The organism is Paenibacillus sp. tmac-D7, from assembly GCF_006519665.1.
Lineage (GTDB): Bacteria > Bacillota > Bacilli > Paenibacillales > NBRC-103111 > Paenibacillus_G > Paenibacillus_G validus.
This window is the reverse complement of record NZ_VIDW01000007.1, coordinates 136,368-155,399: the sequence shown is the minus strand read 5'-3', so window position 1 is coordinate 155,399 and position 19,032 is coordinate 136,368. Positions and strand designations below refer to the sequence as shown.

The 19,032-nt window shown below is 55.0% G+C and carries 16 protein-coding genes; 2 read left to right on the top strand and 14 right to left on the bottom strand.

Translation table 11 applies throughout. The annotated features are described in order from the left end of the window. Positions 1-53: 53 nt before the first annotated feature. From FKP33_RS07645 to FKP33_RS27030, 10 genes are all read right to left on the bottom strand, one after another. Complete coding sequence (locus tag FKP33_RS07645; RefSeq protein WP_054800038.1) at positions 54-1,670, bottom strand: response regulator; 1,617 nt, start codon at positions 1,668-1,670, stop codon at positions 54-56. A gap of 3 nt (positions 1,671-1,673) precedes the next feature. Next, positions 1,674-3,431: a sensor histidine kinase gene (locus FKP33_RS07640; protein ID WP_141334409.1), complete on the bottom strand. Its 1,758-nt coding sequence runs from the start codon at positions 3,429-3,431 to the stop codon at positions 1,674-1,676. Positions 3,432-3,470: 39 nt separating this feature from the next. Beyond that, positions 3,471-4,367: a phosphogluconate dehydrogenase (NAD(+)-dependent, decarboxylating) gene (gene gnd / locus FKP33_RS07635; protein ID WP_127608605.1), complete on the bottom strand. Its 897-nt coding sequence runs from the start codon at positions 4,365-4,367 to the stop codon at positions 3,471-3,473. 17 nt (positions 4,368-4,384) lie between these two features. After that, on the bottom strand, positions 4,385-5,914 hold the full coding sequence (locus tag FKP33_RS07630) for a gluconokinase (RefSeq protein WP_141334408.1): 1,530 nt from the start codon (positions 5,912-5,914) through the stop codon (positions 4,385-4,387). A gap of 31 nt (positions 5,915-5,945) precedes the next feature. Then, positions 5,946-6,767, bottom strand: a complete 822-nt coding sequence (locus FKP33_RS07625) for a carbohydrate ABC transporter permease (protein WP_127608607.1) — start codon at positions 6,765-6,767, stop codon at positions 5,946-5,948. Beyond that, positions 6,764-7,645, bottom strand: coding sequence for a carbohydrate ABC transporter permease (locus FKP33_RS07620; RefSeq protein ID WP_054797680.1), 882 nt, complete (start codon positions 7,643-7,645; stop codon positions 6,764-6,766). Before FKP33_RS07620 ends, FKP33_RS07625 begins: the two co-directional genes overlap by 4 nt. A 94-nt stretch (positions 7,646-7,739) precedes the next feature. Beyond that, complete coding sequence (locus FKP33_RS07615; protein ID WP_127608608.1) at positions 7,740-9,068, bottom strand: ABC transporter substrate-binding protein; 1,329 nt, start codon at positions 9,066-9,068, stop codon at positions 7,740-7,742. Positions 9,069-9,517: 449 nt separating this feature from the next. Beyond that, positions 9,518-9,703 carry a hypothetical protein gene (locus FKP33_RS07610; protein WP_054797660.1) on the bottom strand — a complete coding sequence of 62 codons (186 nt, stop codon included), beginning with the start codon at positions 9,701-9,703 and terminating at the stop codon, positions 9,518-9,520. Positions 9,704-9,817: 114 nt separating this feature from the next. After that, complete coding sequence (locus FKP33_RS07605; RefSeq protein ID WP_258313404.1) at positions 9,818-10,798, bottom strand: TRM11 family SAM-dependent methyltransferase; 981 nt, start codon at positions 10,796-10,798, stop codon at positions 9,818-9,820. A 95-nt stretch (positions 10,799-10,893) separates the two neighbouring features. Then, positions 10,894-11,067: a hypothetical protein gene (locus FKP33_RS27030; RefSeq protein ID WP_164751869.1), complete on the bottom strand. Its 174-nt coding sequence runs from the start codon at positions 11,065-11,067 to the stop codon at positions 10,894-10,896. Between the two features lie 180 nt (positions 11,068-11,247). On the opposite strand from FKP33_RS27030, the gene FKP33_RS07600 reads away from it, so the two are divergent. Further along, positions 11,248-12,135 carry a phosphatase PAP2 family protein gene (locus tag FKP33_RS07600; protein WP_141334407.1) on the top strand — a complete coding sequence of 296 codons (888 nt, stop codon included), beginning with the start codon at positions 11,248-11,250 and terminating at the stop codon, positions 12,133-12,135. Between the two features lie 105 nt (positions 12,136-12,240). On the opposite strand, the gene FKP33_RS07595 is transcribed toward FKP33_RS07600, so the two are convergent. Further along, on the bottom strand, positions 12,241-13,551 hold the full coding sequence (locus FKP33_RS07595) for an MEDS domain-containing protein (RefSeq protein WP_141334406.1): 1,311 nt from the start codon (positions 13,549-13,551) through the stop codon (positions 12,241-12,243). A gap of 276 nt (positions 13,552-13,827) precedes the next feature. Here FKP33_RS07595 and FKP33_RS07590 point away from each other — a divergent pair, with 276 nt between their 5' ends. Beyond that, positions 13,828-14,511, top strand: a complete 684-nt coding sequence (locus FKP33_RS07590) for an ATP-binding protein (RefSeq protein WP_141334405.1) — start codon at positions 13,828-13,830, stop codon at positions 14,509-14,511. A 73-nt stretch (positions 14,512-14,584) separates the two neighbouring features. Here the strand turns inward: FKP33_RS07590 and FKP33_RS07585 are convergent, their stop codons facing one another. From FKP33_RS07585 to FKP33_RS07575, 3 genes are all read right to left on the bottom strand, one after another. Next, on the bottom strand, positions 14,585-15,175 hold the full coding sequence (locus FKP33_RS07585; protein WP_054797656.1) for a TetR/AcrR family transcriptional regulator: 591 nt from the start codon (positions 15,173-15,175) through the stop codon (positions 14,585-14,587). Positions 15,176-15,236: 61 nt separating this feature from the next. Next, on the bottom strand, positions 15,237-16,157 hold the full coding sequence (locus tag FKP33_RS07580) for a CPBP family intramembrane glutamic endopeptidase (protein WP_181410073.1): 921 nt from the start codon (positions 16,155-16,157) through the stop codon (positions 15,237-15,239). Between the two features lie 313 nt (positions 16,158-16,470). Further along, positions 16,471-18,951, bottom strand: a complete 2,481-nt coding sequence (locus FKP33_RS07575; protein ID WP_141334403.1) for a S1C family serine protease — start codon at positions 18,949-18,951, stop codon at positions 16,471-16,473. Positions 18,952-19,032 lie beyond the last annotated feature (81 nt).

Here is a 19,032-nt window from a genome sequence, read left to right as displayed (position 1 = left end):
ACTCTCCTCTTCTCTATATGGGGAATATCGGCTGCGCGGCATGCCCGGAGCCTTTAGCTAAATTGATCCCGGTACTCCTGCGGCGTAATGCCGAACTGCTTCTTAAACGCATGATTAAACGAGTGCGGCCGCTGATAGCCCAGCCGTGCGGCAATTTCGTAAATTTTCTCCTGACTGTTCTTGAGCAGAAATTCCGCTTTATCCATCCGGACCCGGTGAACATAATCGCTAAGGTTGTCGCCGGTTTCCAGCTTATATATTTTTGAAACATAGACAGGATGCAAGTACACATGATCGGCAATCGTCTGGAGAGAAACGTCCTGGCCTATATGCTGATCGATAAACCATTGAATTTGCTTGATCAGCACCGACCGGGAATCCTTCGTCTCCTGATCCATATCCTGCCGGATCTGCTTCAGCGTCCGAAGCGACCAATCCTTCAATTGATTCACGGAACGAAAAGGAAGGCCTTCGGTCATCTTGTCATAATCGCTCCCGATTAAATCGAACAGCTGCTTGCCGTTCTTGTGCGCGATGTAGGCATAAGCGGATGCGATGGAGAAATAAGCCTCCAGCACATGCTCCTGGGAGCCGCCGTAGCCGGTTTCCAATTCATCGAAAATCAGATGAAGCTTCTCTTCGATCCGGTCCCAGCGGGCCGCTTCCAGCAAATGAATGAGCGTAGGCGGCTCGTACAAGCTTTGCGGCGATTGCGTTTCCGGCAGCGCCTGAGCGTCCCCGAGGCGCATGAACAGCTCATGCTCGCTGCCGATTCGCCTGCGGAAAGCCCCCACCGACCGGGTATACAAGCCGGCCAAATCTTCAGGGAAGCGCCCCTGCCCGCTCACCAGAATGGACACTTTGCCCTTCAAATAGGTGCTGACGGCAGACTGAAGCAGCGCCGCGGTTCGTTCCACCCACGTCGAGTCGTCCGCCTCATCGGATGTCTGCTTGGGCTTCAGCAGGAACGCCAAATAATCGTGAGCATCCTTGGTGTACCAAATGTCGAATTTATCCCCGAACAGCTCCTCGACCATATTGCCGATCGCGTATTCCAGCAGCGACAAGCTGTGAGCATCGTATTGCAGGAAATATTCCTCGAGCCGAACGAGCATAAGCGTGAAGCATTGATCGAGATAATGGGACAGCTCCAGCATTTGCATCTTTTCCAGCAGCGCCGCATGGGACAGCTTGCGCCCTTGCAGCAGGTCATGGAGCAGATTGCCCCGAAGCAGCGGCAGGTTTTCTTTAAGGGCATAAGCCAAGCGCTGCTTGGAAGTAATCTCTTCCCACTCCCTTTGCAGCTTCCCCATCACCCGTTGAACCGTTTCGACAAGATTGGCTTCGGTGACCGGCTTCAACAAATAATCTTCCGTTTGATGCACGATCGCTTCTTTGGCGTAATTAAAATCCGAGTACCCGGACAGCAGGATGCACTTGGTTTTCGGCCAACGATTGCGAATTTCCCCAACCAGCTCCAGCCCCGACATTCCCGGCATCCGGATATCGGTAATCACGATATCGATGGAGAATTGCTCAAGCAGCGCAAGCGCCTCAAGACCCGAATAGGCTTTGTATACGTGCTCGATCCCCAGGGACATCCAGTCGATCGTGCTTGAAAACCGTTCCACCACGTGAATTTCATCATCAACAAGCAAGAGCTGAACCACCGTTTACCCTCCTTCAGAGACCGGAGCCGTTTCAGGCAAAGCGCCTTGCCTGTTCCAAGTAACCGTAACTCGCAGCCCGCAGCCCGTCCCGTGCTGGAACGTCAAACCGGAGCCCGCTCCGAACTTATAAAACAGCCGGTGGTGCACATTCCAGGTCCCGCAGCCGATGTCCTCGCTCATCGGCTTCTGCAGCTGCGCGTGAAGATGCTGCAGCTGCCGGTCGGTCAAGCCCGCTCCGTTATCTTCAATCACGACATAATTGCGCAGCTCATCCTGTTCGCCGGTGATCGTGATTCGCCCGCCGCCCATGCGATGCTCGATGCCGTGGACAATCGCATTCTCAACGAGCGGCTGCAGAATCAGCCTCGGGACGGCTTCATCCCACATCTCCTCAGGAACCTCGATATGATAGTCGAGGCGCTGCATGCGTAAATTTTGGATGTTCAAATAATGCTTAACCAATTCGAGCTCATCCCTGAGCTTGACCGACTGGTTCTCCACGCGTGTGGCGTAGCGGCAATAGTCTGCCAAATTTTGGGCCATCCTCACAACCGAATCGCGGTCTTCCATGACGGCCGAATTGATAATAAAAAATAAAGAATTATAGAGAAAATGCGGATTAATCTGCGATTGCAGCTGCTTCAGCGACGCCTCCCTGGACCGGATCTTCTCGACGTACACATCCTCCACCAGCAGCTGGATCCGCTCCGCCATTTCATTGAACCGCTGGATTAAATAATCGAATTCATTCTTGGACCGGTACTCGATCCTTGCCGCTAAATCGCCCCGCTTCATGCGCTGCATGCTGCGAATCATCTGGACGATCGGAATCTGCACATTCCGGTATAGCAGGAAGACGGCCAGCACACTCATCACCAGAAGAAGCCCGACGGATACATAAAACAACCGGCTCGTTTGCGTAATCGGTGCCAGCATCTGCTGAACCGGCACGTAGTCGACCAGATACCAGCCGATCTGCTCGGATTGCACATAACTGACCAGGTACTCCTGCCCATCGATCTCTTGTCTGACTTGACCGACGGCGTTCATGGGAGCCTCGCCTAACCGTGTACGGATCGTCTCCGAAAGAGACCTGTTCGAGCCGCTGTTCCATATCGTTTGATAGGCCGGATGAAAGAGAAACGGATCGCTATGCTTATCCAGCTTGTACACATCGAGCATATCGGTGATGTTCCGAATGGTGAAGCGGACTTGATACACGGCCCCCGCTTCTTCAATCCGCCCCGCTCTGGCCGGCTCGCTAACCTCCCGGACGAACATGGCGGTTGCCTGATCTCCCGGGCGGTCCTCAACATAAGTCCATTGCTTAAGAATCGGCCGGTTCCATTGCAAACGGTCGCCCCCTCCGAGAAAGATACTCGAAGAAACCGTTTGTTGATTAGCCGGAAGGAGTATCGTTAAATCGTTATACCAGCCGCTTGACACGCTTTGCAGGCCAAGCTTCGCCGTAATGCGGGATTGCGCCTTCAGAACGTCCATGATCGGGGCTCCCTGCATATCGATAAATTCACGAATGTAGGGATCGTTGCCCATAATGACGGGGAACATGGACAGGTTGGAAATTTGCGAATCAAGCTGATGCAGGAAAAATGAAAGCTGATTCACATTCGTAGACTCGATTTGTTCCTGTACGACACGGTTTGCGGTTCGGTTGGAAATGCCGTAAAGCACCAGGATCGGAATAAGCAACAGCGCGATCAGGAGCAGGATCTTGCTGAAAATATTCAATTTGTAAGGCATCTGATCCCCTCCTGCGGAGTAACTTAGCCACTTCCGACTCTACTGCTTAACGACCTCGTGACCGCCGAATTCATTGCGGAGTGCAGCCACGACCTTGCCGTGAAAAGCATCCGTCTCCAAGGAACGATATCGCATCAACAAAGATAAAGCAATGACCGGGGTGCTGGCTTGAAGCTCCAGCGCCGTCTCCACGGTCCATTTCCCTTCGCCCGAGGAATGCATAATCCCTTGGATTTGATCCAATTTGGCGTCCTTGTCCAAAGCTCTTGCCGTCAATTCCATGAGCCAGCCCCGAATGACCGAGCCATGCGACCAGAGCCCCGCCACTTCCGCCAGGTTCAAATCAAAGCTGCTTTTGTGCAAGACCTCGAACCCTTCGGCTATCGCCTGCATCATCCCATACTCAATGCCGTTATGCACCATCTTTAGAAAATGTCCGCTGCCGCTTGCCCCCGCATACAGGTAACCATGCGGGACGCACACATCGGCCAGCAATGGCTCTATCGCCTCAAAGGCCTGCCGGTCGCCTCCAACCATCACGCAGGCGCCATGACGAGCTCCTTCCATACCCCCGGAGGTCCCTGCATCCAGGAAACGGACGCCCTTCCCGCAACAAAATTCAGCAAGCCGCATCGAGTCTTTGTAATGCGAATTGCCGCCATCGACGATTGTATCTCCCTCGCTAAGCAGCTCCGTTAACCGGGTTACCGTGGCGTTGACCGGATCGCCCGGCGGCACCATCACCCAAACGAGCCGCGGCGGCGTTAAAGCAGAAACCAGCTGCTCTAACGAATCCACCGCAAGCCCGGCATGCCCGAACAGCTTGCCGGCGTTCGAAGCGTCGCGATCATAGCCGACTACCTGATGCCCTTTATCCAGCAGCTGCATCGCCAGGTTGCTTCCCATCTTGCCAAGCCCAATCAGCCCGACTTTCATGTCTGCCTTCCCACTCCTTATCCTGCGCCCCGAAGCGAATGCTGCAAGGCGGTGATCGCCTCGAACGTTTCGCCCAGACCGGCGTAGGCTTGTTCATAGATTCGATACAGTTCCGTATACACTTGATGATGCTTCAAGCACGGGACATACGTTTCGCGCATATTAATCGTGGACTTGATGTCGCGGATATCGCCGTATTCCCCTAAAGCCATCATTCCAAGAAAAGCGGCTCCGTAGGCTGAAGCTTCCGCACAAGCCGGAACCTCCACCTCACAGCCGAATACGTCGGAAAGCAGCTGGAGCAGGAACGGCGAGCGGGCGAAGCCGCCCGAGGCGAGCACCTTGTTCTTCAAGCCCGTTAAATCATGCATCGCTAGAGCGACCGACAGGAGGCTCATCATCATCCCTTCCATCGCCGACCGCGCCAGATGCGGGGCCGAATGGGTCAAGTTTAAGCCAAGGAATACGCCGCGCGCATTCGGGTTCCAGATCGGCGCGCGTTCTCCGGATAAATACGGAAGAAAGAGCAGCCCTTCGGCTCCAGGAGGAATCCTCTCCGCTTGGCGCAGCATCCCTTCGAGCGAAGACTTCCCCGAGTCCGGCGCCTGTATCGAATGAAGCACCGTTTGTACCCAATCCAGAACGATTCCGCCGTTGTTCGTGCCTCCGCCAATCACCCAATGGCGGTCGTCAAACACATAACAGAACGTTTGCTGCCGATCGCTCGTTAACGGCCGGTCGACCACGGTTCGTACGGCACCGCTTGTTCCGACCGTCACGGCCAAATCCCCCGGATCGATAGCCCCTACTCCAAGATTCGCGAGCACACCGTCACTGGCTCCCAGCACGAACGGCACATCCGTGGACAGACCCATACGCTTGGCGTAGCCCGGATTCAGTCCGGTCATCACGCAGGTAACCGGATGCAGCTCCGAAAGCTGATCCCGGCGGATGCCTGCATCGCGAAGCAGCTCCTTGTCCCAATCCCTTTCCCCGAGACGGTAAAGTCCTGTGGCAGAGGCCAAGGAATGATCGATGACAAACTGTCCAAACAGGCGGTACAGCAAATATTCCTTGATGGAAACGAATTTGCCAGCTTTTTCGTAAAGGTCGGGCCGGTTTTCCCTCAACCAGAACAGCTTGGAGAGCGGCGACATCGCGTGAATCGGAGTACCGGTGCGCTTGTAAATATCCAGCCCGCCTGAAGCGGCGATCCGTTTCGCTTGCTCTGCGCTCCGATTGTCGGCCCAGGTCATGAGCCGGGTAAGCGGACGCCCCGAATCGTCCACGACCAGCAGCGAGTGCATCGCGGAGCTTAGAGATACGGCCGCCACCTCCCCATGAGACAGGCGCACGTCCGCCGTCACACGGCTGACGGCTTCGGCTGCCGCCTCCACGATGAGCCCGGGATCCTGTTCCGCATAGCCCGGACTTTCGCATATAAGCGGGTAGGGAACGGAGTGGACGCTCGCCACGGCGCCGTCCACTCCGAAAGCAACCGCCTTCGTACTTGTTGTGCCTATATCTAAACCGACAAACACTCTCATGGACCCGTCTCCTTAAGCCTTTCCAGGGCTTTTATCCCTTAACTGCGCCGGCAGCCATACCGCTTACGATGTAGCGCTGCGCGAGCAGTGCGATAATCAGCACAGGCAGCGTGATGATGCAGGCGGCCGCCATGAGAGCGCCCCAGTTGATTTCCGAATAGGACATAAAGTTAAATACCGCAATCGGCAGCGTCTTCGTTTTGTCGCCCGCCAGAATGATCGAGAACATAAAGTTATTCCACGAGAAAATGAACGACAGCAGCGACGAAGTAATGACGCCGGCGCCGGAGATCGGTAAAATAATGCGCATAAATACTTGGTGGTGCGTACATCCGTCGATCAAGCCCGCTTCCTCAATTTCCGTAGGGAGCGCTTCAAAGAACGAAATCATAATCCAGATAATGAAAGGCAAGCCGACCAGCATATGGCTCAAAATAAGCGCTGTGTAGCTATCGACCATGCCGATGCTGGAGAACAAAATAAACCACGGAATGAGGAACGTGATACCCGGAATAATTCTCGCCACCAGGATCACCATCCCCAATTTATGCAGATGATGTCTGGCAATCGCATAAGCCGCGGGCAAGCCGAGAAGCAGCGAGAGCAGCGTGGACCCGAGCGCCACGATTAAGCTGTTGACGATAAACTTCAAGAAGTCATATTCCTTAAACACGCTGGCATAGTTCTTAGCGCTCGCCGTGAATGCAAAAAAATGATCGCTGGACATTATCTGGGCCTGCGTCTTGAAGGAGGCGAGCAGCATCCACAGAAACGGGAAGGCAAACACGACCAATACAAGAAACGTTAATGCCGAGAGAAGCAGGTTCACTCCCAACCGCCGTTTTTTCCTCATTTCGCTCCCTCCAATCGTTTACGCATCCAGATCATCAATAACGTCAAGCCCATCACCAGCAGGAAGAACAGGACAAGCAGCGCGGAAGCCATACCCAGCTTAAAGTACTGGAAGCCCAGTACGTAGCCGTACAGGTTCAGCGTTTCGGAGGCAAAGTTAGGTCCCCCCTGCGTCGTTGCGTAGATAATATCGAACGTTTTCAGCACATCGATCAAGCGCAGCATCGTGGCAACCAAGATCGTCGGCCGCAGCAGCGGCAGCGTAATGGAGACGAATTTCCTCCAGGCGCTGGCTCCGTCCACATCTGCCGCTTCATACGGATCGCTCGGCAGTGTCGCGATCCCCGCCATCACGATCAGCGCGATCATCGGCGTCCACTCCCATACGTCGATGATAATGAGGGAAGGGATGACCTGGCTCGGTGAAGCGAGCCACAGCAGAGGCTCGAAGCCAAGCGATTTCAGCATCATATTGGCGACGCCGATCGTCGGCTCGTAGATCAGCATCCAAACCAAACCCATCGCGACCGGCGTCGCAACCATAGGCAGCAGGAATACGGTTTTTACCAGATTTTTACCAATGAAATTGCGGGAAAGCAGCATAGCAATAGCAACGCCGAGAATAACTTCGGCAGCAAGTGCCACCAAGGTAAAATAAAATGTCGAGCCAACGGCATGCCAGAAGCGTTCATCCTGAAGCAAGGCGTAATAATTGGCCAGTCCGACCCATTTCGGAGGCGTCGTAGCGGACATGCTCCATTCGAAGAAGCTGATCCGCACCGTATAGATAATGGGGAACAACATCATAAGCAGGACGAACAACACGGCCGGAAGCGTGTAAATCCATTTCAAGTGTCGATCAAACCAGCTGTACTGCATAATGAAAATCCACCCTTCCTTCGTTTTGTTGCACAATGGCCGGTAACATCAAGAGGGCCAATAGAGGCCCCCTTCATGTACAGCCGAGCGGAAATTACTTGCTTTTGTCTTTATCCATAATCGCTTGCAGCGCCGCGTTTGCTTTATCCGCAGTATCCTGAAGGTTGGTCTCGCCAGCCATAACCCGCTGTACGATTTCACCTACAGCGTCGCGGGCTTCTCCTACGCTGATGACCGTCGGACGGTCATGGTCTACGCCGCCCTTCACGCTTTCCTTGATGACCGTAACCAGTTCCGCCGGGAATCCGGTCGTGCCTTCAGGGTTATCCCAAACGGATGCGCGTGCGCCAGGGTTGCCTTTTTGCTGCGTTTTCAACACGATTTCCTTGCTGGTCGCCCATTTCATGAACTCCCATGCGGCATCCTTGTTAGCCGACTTCGAATTCATTGCCAGTCCCCAGGAAGTGATGTTATACGGCTTGGAACCGGCTTTGCCGCCCGGGAATACCGCGAAGCCTACTTGATCGGCCACTTTCGATTTCTCCGCGTCCGTGAGGTTCTTGTAAAGCGAGTTCGCATCCGTGAGGAACGCCACTTTACCTTGTGCGAATATACCGAAGGCTTGCGGCCAAGACATATTCAGTACGCCCGGAGGACCGTAATCCTTAAGCAGCGTTCCGTAAGTCGTGAATGCCTTAATGGCTTCCGGCGTATTGATCGTCGCTTTGTCCCCTTGCGAGAAGTCCGCACCTTCCGAGTACAGGAAGGAAGACACTTGCGTGACGAGCGGCGAGCGCTGTCCGCGGGCAACGAAGCCGTACATTTCGTTCTTCGGATCGTGCAGCTGCTTCACGGCCGCCACCAGCTCATCAATCGTTTTCGGCACGGCGATTCCCGCTTTTTGCAGCAGATCCTTGCGGTAATACAAAATCTCTTGCTCCGTAATGATCGGAATACCCGCCAGCTTCCCGTCCACCGTCACACTGCCGACGGCCGATTTGGAGAAATCGGCAAAATCATAACTGGCATCCTTCTGCGGGTATTCATCCAGCGGAGAAACCCAGCCGTTCTTATAGAACAGCTTGCCTTCCTGAAGCGGACGGTACATGAACACATCCGGGGTAGCCGATCCGGAAGTAAACTGAACGGTCAGCTTTTGCGTCAATTGGTCTTCGAAGAAGCTCTGTACATTAACTTTCATCCCGGTTGCGGCTTCAAACTCCGGAATGAGCGGCTTAATCGCATCGTTCCAAGGATGGTTCGCGGTAACCAGTGTAATATTTTTACCTTCAAAAGGTTTGGCGGCCGGCTTGGCAGCTTCTGGCGCTTCGCTTGCTTGCTGCTGTCCGCAGCCTGCTGCCAAGCTTGCCGCTACAAGTACGGACGCGCTAACGCCCATCCAACGACTCCAAGATTTTCTCATGAATAGACCTCCTATTTCATCTCTGTTTTGAAAAGGCTTTCTTACAAGATTCAGCATACCTGATCGCCTTCTGATCCGAAATAACGAAAACTAAACATCAATAACTACGCTTAAACATCTTTGCAAGGGAGACCTTTCGAACCCAAGAAAAAAGAGGAGACATTCCTGAAACGTCCAGGAACCATCTCCGATTTGTTCATTGAGCCTCCCGTTAATGAGAGGATCTTCTTATCATTTCTCTCTGCTTGGTTCTCATTCGTCTGTCGTCGGGCTCATTAGGCCCCCCGTCCTTCTACATGACCTTCCTTCCAAATCCTGCATCTCTATACGACCTTTACTAGCGGCTATGGCATCCTCTCCTTCAGGCGCATGCCAAAGCCGGACAGACCTGCATCGGTCTGTCCGGCTATCACCACTAGAGCGCCAGGCCGGCTGAACCGGCTCAGCTTTTAGTCGGCCTCCTGCCCGCTGGCCATCGGCCGCTCCTGCCCGGAATCGCCGCCGTCTCCCCCGCGCAGCTCGATCTCGCCAGGCGATGGCTTCGCTTGGTCTGACCCTGCTTCCAACAGCCGGAGCAAGACGGCAAGAGCGGCAAGCCCCGCAGCGAGCCAGCCCGCTACTACCTCTATCCACATAGACTTCCCTCCCGTTCAGCTCTGGTCACGATAGTGCAGGATATGTGACTTGGTCGGGATTCGTTTGGACGGGCGGGCGCTCATCCCCGGGCTTATCTGTTTTCTGACGACTAGTTATCGCTCGCATACCGTGACATAGCGGGCGAACGAGCCTTTCTTGACGATGCAGCCGTCCGTAATCGTTAAGCCGGCCAGCCGGATCGACGGCTCGATCGGATCGATAGCGATTACGACTACGCGCTGCGCCATTCGCCGGGCGCTGCGGAGCAGGTCAAGCTGCTCGTCCTCGGACAGCTTCGAGCACAAATTGTACGGCAGGTCGAGAATCGCCGTATCGTAGCCGCCCTCCACTTCGCGCATATCCCGCAGCTTGACGACGTCCGGATAGCCGAAATGGCGAAGGTTCTCGCGTGCGCCCCGCACCGCCAGCGGATTGACATCGAAGCCTTCGATGTCCATTCCCATCGACAGCGCCTCGATCAGCACCGTACCGATGCCGCAGCACGGATCCACGGCGCGGACTCCCGCCGGCTGCGGAACGGCGATATTCACGATCGCCCGGGCCACGCGAGTGCTCAGCGCCGTCGAGTACGGACGCGGCCTATCCTTGTGGCGCAGCCATACCGCCGCGTTCTCCGACAGCTCGCCGAAGACCCAGCGATGCTTCAGCTTGGCTAAGCCGAACGTCCGCTTCGGCGTTCGCATCTCCGCCTTCCCGCGCAGCCGGGCCCCGACCTGTCGCTCCAGAGCGCGGCGCTCCTCGTAAGCCGCCGGCTCATCTGCGGGCACATAGATCACCTTGAACGTATCGCCGTTCAGATCGATCCCGCTCGCCCGCTCCGCGACCTCTTCGACCGCAGCTCCTTCGAACATGACGTCGAGGCGCTGCTTCATGAACGGACTCCGGCTGGGGTCCAAACCGAGTTCGCTTTCAATCCAGAGCGAGGCGTCCTGCACACCGAACCAAACGCGCTGCTCCAGCGCGCATAACGAGGCCTCGTCCTCGTGATAAGCGAATGTATATACATAACGAGCTTGCGGCTCCAACATCATCGGCTCCTTCTGGCCGGCCGTACCGGCCGGGAATGCTTCCATTGTATACGAAAGCAGCCGAAAAAGCCCGTTCCTGCCAAGCCAAAAAGGACCTTGCGTTCAAGGTCCTTCCTTCCGTGCCCTTACCGAGAGACCGGTTAGCTTTCGATGATTTCATCCAATTCCGAATCGCTGCGGTTCGCTTCCGCGATAATGCTCTGATCCGTTTCATTCTTGCCTTGGATCGCTTCTGCCGCCTGCGCTTGCCGGTTCAACTGCTCTTCCGTCTGCCCGATGCCGTGGGCGCCTTGATGGTTTCGGCTCGAAGTCATTCGTATCACCTCCGTACATGTAGATGCCGGCTTGCCGGGTGTACAGCTGACTTTTACTATGCACCGTTTCCGGTAATCGTATACAAGAAGGACTTACTTTACCCGAAGGTCATCGTTTATACTAAATAACAAATACCCGATCGTTGCCCAGCCAAATCCGCCCGAGGAGACCATAACCTCATGTTCAATCGAAATCGATCCTGGAGCGCCCCGCTTCCGCTTGCTTTCCTGGCATTATGGGGAGGACTGGCCTTACTGCTGGGGCCGAACGACCTGTATCTATCACGGATGCTGGCGGACACAAGCTCGCAATGGGCCAGGTTCTTTGAAGTTTACGGCGAGCATCCGGCCGTTCTGTTCGCTTGGGCCGGTTCTCACCTCCTGCTCGCTAGTTCGCGCCTGCGTAAAGACGGCTTGTCGTTTACGCTTCGGCTGCTCCTGCTCGCGGCGAATGTGACGGCCGGCTACGCCATCTTGCACATGACCGCAGAACGGGCCTTTCATGTGAAGCCGACCGGCCTGCACGCCCTGCTCTCGCTGCTGGCCGTGGCGGCTGCTGCCCTGCTCGTGCAGCGACTGCTCGCCCGCTTGTCGGCGGAGTATCTTGCCCGCTTCGAACGGGCCGCCCTGCTCTCGCTGCTGCTCGTAGCGGCCGAGCTTGCCGCCGTGCATGCGTTGAAGTGGGGGTGGGGCCGCATCCGCTTCCGGGATCTGCTGCCCGATCATTCCAATTTCACCGTCTGGTACTTGCCGCAAGGACCGAACGGCAACCGCTCCTTCCCGTCCGCCCATGCCGCCAACAGTTGGACGATGCTGCTGCTGCCCGGCTATGTCGCCGCCGCAGGCGTCCGCGCCTATTGGCGTTATGCGGCATGGGGCTGCGCCATTGTGTGGGCGTCGTGCACCTCGTTGAGCCGCATCGTCATGGGCGCGCATTATGCAACGGACATCTTGTTCGGCGCCTGCATCACGATCTCGCTATACTGGGTGCTGCACCGAACCTTGGAAGCGGATACGGCGTCTGTTCGTCTCCGGCCCTTTACGCAGCGAAGCGGACTGCCTAAGTAATGTCCAGGCTCGCTACGAAAGATATTACGCATCATCGTTCAGCTATAGGCGGGAATAGCTTGCGCAAGCGGATCGCGACAACGACGCCCCCCGGAGCACCTTGGCCTACCCTTGCATCGGCAGCCGGACCGTCACCTTCGTGCCCTCATCTAGACGGCTCTCTACGGTAATATCGCCGTGGTGGTGCTCCACCAGCTGCTTGACCATGAACAGTCCGATGCCCTGTCCGCCTCGCTGCTCGTTCGTTTTCTCATACTTTTGAAACAATCGGCTGAGCTGGTTATCCGTCATGCCGACGCCATAATCCTGCGTGACGAGCACCAGCTGCCCGGTCTCCCTATACGCCTTGAAATCAACCGGCTTGCCCTCGTCGCTGTATTTGATCGCATTGCTGATAATGTTCGACACGATCAGTTTAAAGCCCGTCGCATTGCTCAGCAGCGTCTCCCTCCCATTCAACCGGATCTCGTGGTGCAGCGCGATATTTTGCGTCCTCGCCTTGACCTCCATAATCTCCATCACGTCCAGCAGCAGCTCCTTCGGGACGGTCAGCCTGCGCCGCCAAAGCGCGTCGGTGGTCAGCATTTGCTCCGTGCTGATGATATGGGAAATTTCATTATCGATCAACGCAACGTAGTCGCGAATCGCCTTCAGCTTGTCGCGGTCCTCCTGATCCTGAACCTTGCTCATCAGCAGCGAGGAATAGGCCTTGATAACCGTCAGCGGATTACGAACCTCATGGGAGACAACATGGACAAAATCAAGCTTCTGCCTGTACAAATCCATCTCCGATTCCATTTCCTTCTGTACGGCCAGCGCCGGATAAGTCACGGCATGATTCGATTTATGGTTATAAAGACTCGACAACACCAACTTGTCATCGGTCATCAAGTATGGATGCGTTTTCATAGCTTCCAAAAGAACAGCCGCGTTTACGTTCGAAGCATCATACCCACAAACGGTCACAAACCCAAGCCCGCTCAGTGAAATGTCACAGCCATGTTCATAAGCATGAATCTTCTCCGGCATGTCCGGCTGCTCTTTCCAGCCCACCTGCCCCCACAGCCGCATATCGACCTGATCTTCTAAGTAGGGGGCGATAATTTGGTTCAAATTCAACAAGATCCGGGAGAAATGAAAATCCTCGTGCATGTCATAAAATTCGGTTTGATTGATGTAATGGACGTACTGGCGGATACGTTCATCCGTCACTTCTTTCCGCAGCGACTCTGTCATCCTCTCAAAATGGTCGGACGTATCGATGATAATAACCCGTTGATCCAGATTGATCCCCATAATAATAAACGAAACGGCATTGCTGATATATTTCTCCGTATCGTTGTAAAAGTACAAAATATGCGAACCGTTCTGCACATGGAACTTGCTCGTAAGAGGTATGCTGCTTTGTCGGGTCATCCGTTTGTTCCTCCAAAAAGTCGTTTCCTGTCATCGCGCATGCGCCGATTCGTCGCGAATCAAGCTCTTGCCGACTGCGATTTCAGAGTTGTTTCGCTGCTTTAGGATCTACTTTCATTATAGCCGTCCCGATCGAAAAGACAATGAAAAATCGTCAAGTTTTTCCATCTTCTGTTGATCCTTGCCAAATTGAGACGCACTTCCTCCACAAATTCCACTTGCCCCTTTTTATCCCTATTATGGATAATATAAGTAAAAACTGTCGGGAGATCCTGCATGTCAACCACCGCAGAAAAGGAACTGCAACTATACAAAAATGCTTTCTTCTATGATTTCGTAGGAAAATCGATCGTTGACGTTCAGGGCGCATGGATCAAAGTAAGGAAGAAAAATTACTACTTGTCGATTATGGAAGAGGAGCTGCGCCGGATCGAGCAAATCGTAGGCGAGCTGCTCCTGTTGGCCAAGCCGCCCAACGTTCAATTCCGCAAATATAATCTGGTCGATACGATTGAGCAGATCGTCGCCCTCTTGCAAACTCGGGCGATCATGAACAATATCGAGATCGAGTTCCAGCGCCGGGCGGCCGAAACGGAAATATACTGCGACGAGAACCAAATCAAGCAGGTCTTCATCAACCTGATCCAAAATGCGCTCGAAGTCACGCCTGTCGACGGCCGCGTCGCCATCGACATCGATTCTGACGCGGATGGCGTCGCCATTGCGATACGGGACGAAGGTCCGGGGATTCCGGAGGATAAGCTGCGGAAGCCGGGAGAGCCGTTTTTTACGACGAAGGAAAACGGGACCGGCCTCGGCTTGACGGTCAGCTACAATATCATCGAAAATCACGGCGGCCGCATCCAAGTGAACAGCATCGTAGGTCAAGGTACGACGTTCACGATTCGTCTGCCCTTTGAGAAGAAGACATTGGCGGCGGAGCCGCTGTTGACGGGATAGCGCAACGCCAAAAAAACCCCCTCTATCGTTCACGTTACGATGGAGGGGGTTTTGGGTTCATCGTTCCATCCCTTTATTGAAGCGAACGGAACATCATCTGATAAATATCGCCAAGCGCCAGCGCATCGCGCTCCGGATCGATCACGCTCTGCACCCGCATGCCATATAAGAAAGTGACGAACATCATAGCCATTTTCTGCGCATCTACTGACGGCGGAATGACGCCGTTCTCCTGACCGACGCCGATCCACCTGCTGGAGGTGGCTAACGTATGCTCGTAAATGCCGCGTACGAGCCCGGCTACCTTCGGGTTGTCCATTTGCCCGAGCAAATAGATGAAAATTTTGTTGGACACGTCCAGATGCTCGGCACTGCGAGCCATTCCTTCGGCAATCGTCTGCAGCGGCCGGTTGACGCTCGCCGTCTGTTGATCGGCTACCGTTTCGAAAAACTTCACGTTCACTTCTTCCATTCGCGATTTCAAAATTAACCCGAACAGTTCGTCTTTGCCGGAGACGTAATGGTAGATGGCGCCCTTCGATAGTCCGGAGCGGTCGATGATGTCCTGCAGCGTCGTTTGCCGGCAGCCTTTCTCCCGGATCAGTTGTTCAGCGGTGTCTAAAATGAGCTGAAAGCTCGCGCTTACGGGCGAGGGTTGAACCATAACGTTAATGACCTCCTGCCTGAAGTACATATAAAGCCAGTATATACCGACGGTCGGTTTTTCACAATGCCGTGTCGGCCGATGCCGCTGAACCTTGTCGAATCCCGCCCCGATGAGGGTGGGGGCGATGACGATCCGCCGTCCATAGCGCGTTCAAGTTGTCCGCCGGCGTCCAGATGCCGTTCCGGCCGTAAAACCCGTAGGTCAGCACGAGGATGAGAAGCACGAGCAGCGCTTGCTGCAACAGCTTAGTCCCATCCGTCAGCGGTACGGCGAACGAGACGAGCGATACGCCGTAATCGTCGTTGAACCATAGATCGAGCGCCCAGTTATGCGCCGCATGCACGGCGGAGGATATCCAGAGCGAGCCGCTCTTCAAGTAGACGTAGCCGTAACACAGGCCTCCGATGAAATGGATGAGCAGCGGGTACATGTGCAGCCCTTTCGTCGGGATATGCGTCAGCGCGAACAGGAACGAGGCGGCGAGCAGCATCCCGAGCGGGCGCAGCCGGTGCAGATTGGCGAACATGTAGCCGCGATTCAGCACCTCTTCCTGCATGGAGGCGATGAGCCAGCCCAGGAAGCCGTACGCCGCGGCACCCAGGAAGGCCGTGTCGCCCAGCTTCTCGAGCCGGAACACGGTGCCTAGCCCGGGCTCCCGGCTTGCCGCCGCGAAGGCGAAGACGATGGCGGTCGTCATCGACGCCGTTACCGCCGCAGCGGCGAAGGCCAGATCCTTGCGGCGTACGGCGAAGCCGAGCCGGAACGGCCGGCCGCGGTCGAGCAGCTTGTATGCGGCGAATACAGCCGCAGTGAGCCAGAGACCGACGAGAACGTTCATAGAAGCGAGAAAAGCGTATTCCGTTCGCACCCTTTCAAGCTGGTCCATAACGGCCAATACGCCGAGAAACGCAAACATCGAGACGAAGTAGGCGACAATGGCCATACTGATCCGTGCAAACGGGTTGAAGCGTGGGGACATAGGTTTATACTCTCCTTTAAAGTGAAGTTCGCGCAGGGCGCCGCCGATTGACCGTACAAACTTGTCTTTTCCGCCCCAGATACAGACCGTCGGTCGGTTTGTTAATAAGTTCAGTATACATACCGACCGACGGTCTGTCAAGGGGCACAATAACCGCCCTCCGTCAAGCGCCGTCATTTTGCCGCACGGCGTTGCCGCTGGGCAACGATCGGGTACAAGCCGTACAGCCCGCTTCACTCCTCAAATCAAACAATCGCACCTCGCTTAACGGATGACATCCGGCAAGCGAGGTGCGATTAAAGAGATGCCAAGCTTATTTATCCTTGAAGTGCATCGTGAAAAAAGCATTGTTCAGACGCTTCCACTGTTCGTCGGTCTTGACCGCATCATTCAGACGCAAGCGGACCGTGTACACAATGCCGTGCTTCTCGAACACGTACTCGTTCTGCGTGTAAGGCACGTTGCGGCTCTTGTATTGCGTCGCGTATTTCTTCACATCGGTATCAAACAGCTTCTCATCCGTTACCGTGTATTTGTAGTTGGCGTCCGTTTCGGCGCTTTTCTTGTAGTCCTGCTCCAAGCTGTTCACCTCGTCCTGGAGGTCGCTGGAATCGTCGGCGGTAATCGTGAAGCTGCCGCCCTCGAAATGGAACGTCTTCCTATCCGAGCCGCTCTCGTCGTCGTAACCGCCGGTCCAATCTTCCGGCGCTTTCACGGAGTACCGGTATTTTTCGTTGGTGTATGTCGATGTTCTGTTCAGGTCGAGCAGATCGTCTTCGTCTTGGATAAAACCGAGCGAAGGGTTGGTCGCTTCTTTCGGGAAATGGATCGATTTCTTCAAATCGGCTATCACTTCATTCATTTCCTCTTGATTCGCGTCCTCCGGGTAGGTCGTTATCAATTCGTACTTGTATTTGTCTTTGATCAAGTAAATGACGTGCATATGCTCCCATTTATCGCCCATCGTATAGGAGTAGCGGTTCTCGATGGCGGCGACGTCGGCGATTTCGGTCTCTTCAGCGCCCTTCACCTTCCGGTAGTCGGCCACATATCGATCCGTAAACCGGCTTTCCTCGCGGTTAGCCCATGCCTTCAACGTATCGCCGGAAGCGGCTGACGTCACTTGAACCGATAACGATTTCTCCTCGTCCTCGCTTCGGTAGGTCAGTCCCCCGCCCCATTCGCTGCCGCTCCACTCCGCCGGTACGTCGAACATGAGACCATACGGCGTCGTAACCGTGTCTTGGGTCTGATAGACGGAGATGTCTTTGAGCCCGCCATTGTCAGCGTCATACGAAAGCACGAACGAATCGAGCAAATCGTTATAGCTGTTGCGCTTGAAGCTGTTGTTGTACAGTTCCCCGCTCTTGACAGCCAGTGTGATGTAGAAAATTTTATCAGCCTTCTGATAAGCCCGAACCTGATAAAACTGGTCGCCGAACTCGCGTTTGCCGATTAATTTCGCATAGTTGTCCGGCTCCTGCTCGACATATTGCTTCTCCAGTACGGTGTTGCCGTATTGGTTGTCACTCAGCTTGCGCAGCAGGCCAAGAGGCGACAGATCGACGCTTTGCTTCTCCTGGATGTTGATGTTGATCGCGAACTCTCCCTTGGAATCGGCGAACGATACGCTTTCGCCGTCGGAGGATTGATCAACCTTGATCAGTCCCGCCGGATACTTCATTGACCAGCCGTAGTGGCTGTCGCCGATATGCGTCTTGCCTTGGTCCGCATCGATATAAGAGCCGTCCGCCTCTTGCTCCGGCGAAGTCGCGCTGGACTCGTCCTCGCCAAGCGTCAATTCGGCGACCTTCTGCCCGGCGGCGTTCTGCAGCTTCAGCTTCACCTTCTGCTCCGGCAAAAATTTCTTTAATGCCTCATTATATTCCACAAGCGTTCTTGTCTTGGCTTCTTCGATCGCCATCAAGACGTCGCCCTGCTTCACGCCCGCTTTCGCCGCCGGTGAATCCGGCTCCACATACGTCACTTCCAGCCCGTTGCCGGACGGAATGCCGACGACCGCCTCCCAGCTCTCGCCAAGCTCGACGCCAAGATACGGACGTTTCACCTTGCCGTATTTAAAGAAGTGGTCGAGCACGTGCTGCACCGTATCGATCGGGATGGCGAAGCCCAGACTGTCGACGCCGTACTCTACGTACTTCAGCGTATTAATGCCGATCACTTCGCCCTTCAGGTTGACGAGCGCCCCGCCGCTGTTGCCCGGGTTGATCGCCGCATCGGTTTGAATGAGCTGATATTTCGATTGCACGGAACGCTCCATGCCGCTGACAATTCCATACGTAACCGAATTGCGCAGCGTGAAGGACAGCGGCGTGCCGATCGCCATGACCGGCTCGCCGACCTTAATGTCGGTCGGGCTGGCAAACGTGGCGGCGGACAATCCGGTCGCTTCGATCTTGACGAGCGCCAAGTCGCTCTCCTCGTCGTAATGGGTCGTCTTGCCCGTATAGGACTTGCCGTCGGAAGTGACGACCGTTATGTTATGCATATCTTTGACCACGTGCGCATTCGTTAAAATATATCCGTTGCTTCGAACGACTACCCCGGTGCCGTGCGCCAGATTGTAACGGCTCGATTGCCATACCTTCTTGCTGTCCGTCGGCTTGCCGATGATGGCAACCACCGAGGATGTCGTTTTGTCGATGACGGCCGGGATGACGCCGCGATCCTCGGCAGCTCCGGCGTAAGCGGCAGGCGCCGACAACGTCGCCAGGATAACCGCGGTTGCGGTCGCTTTTACCACTTTGTTGCGGATGGTTCTGAGCTTTTTCATTCGTTGGTTTCTCCCCACGCCCATATAAATTGACCAATTATTTCCATGTATACTAAAATCTATCACAATCGCGAAATCGTT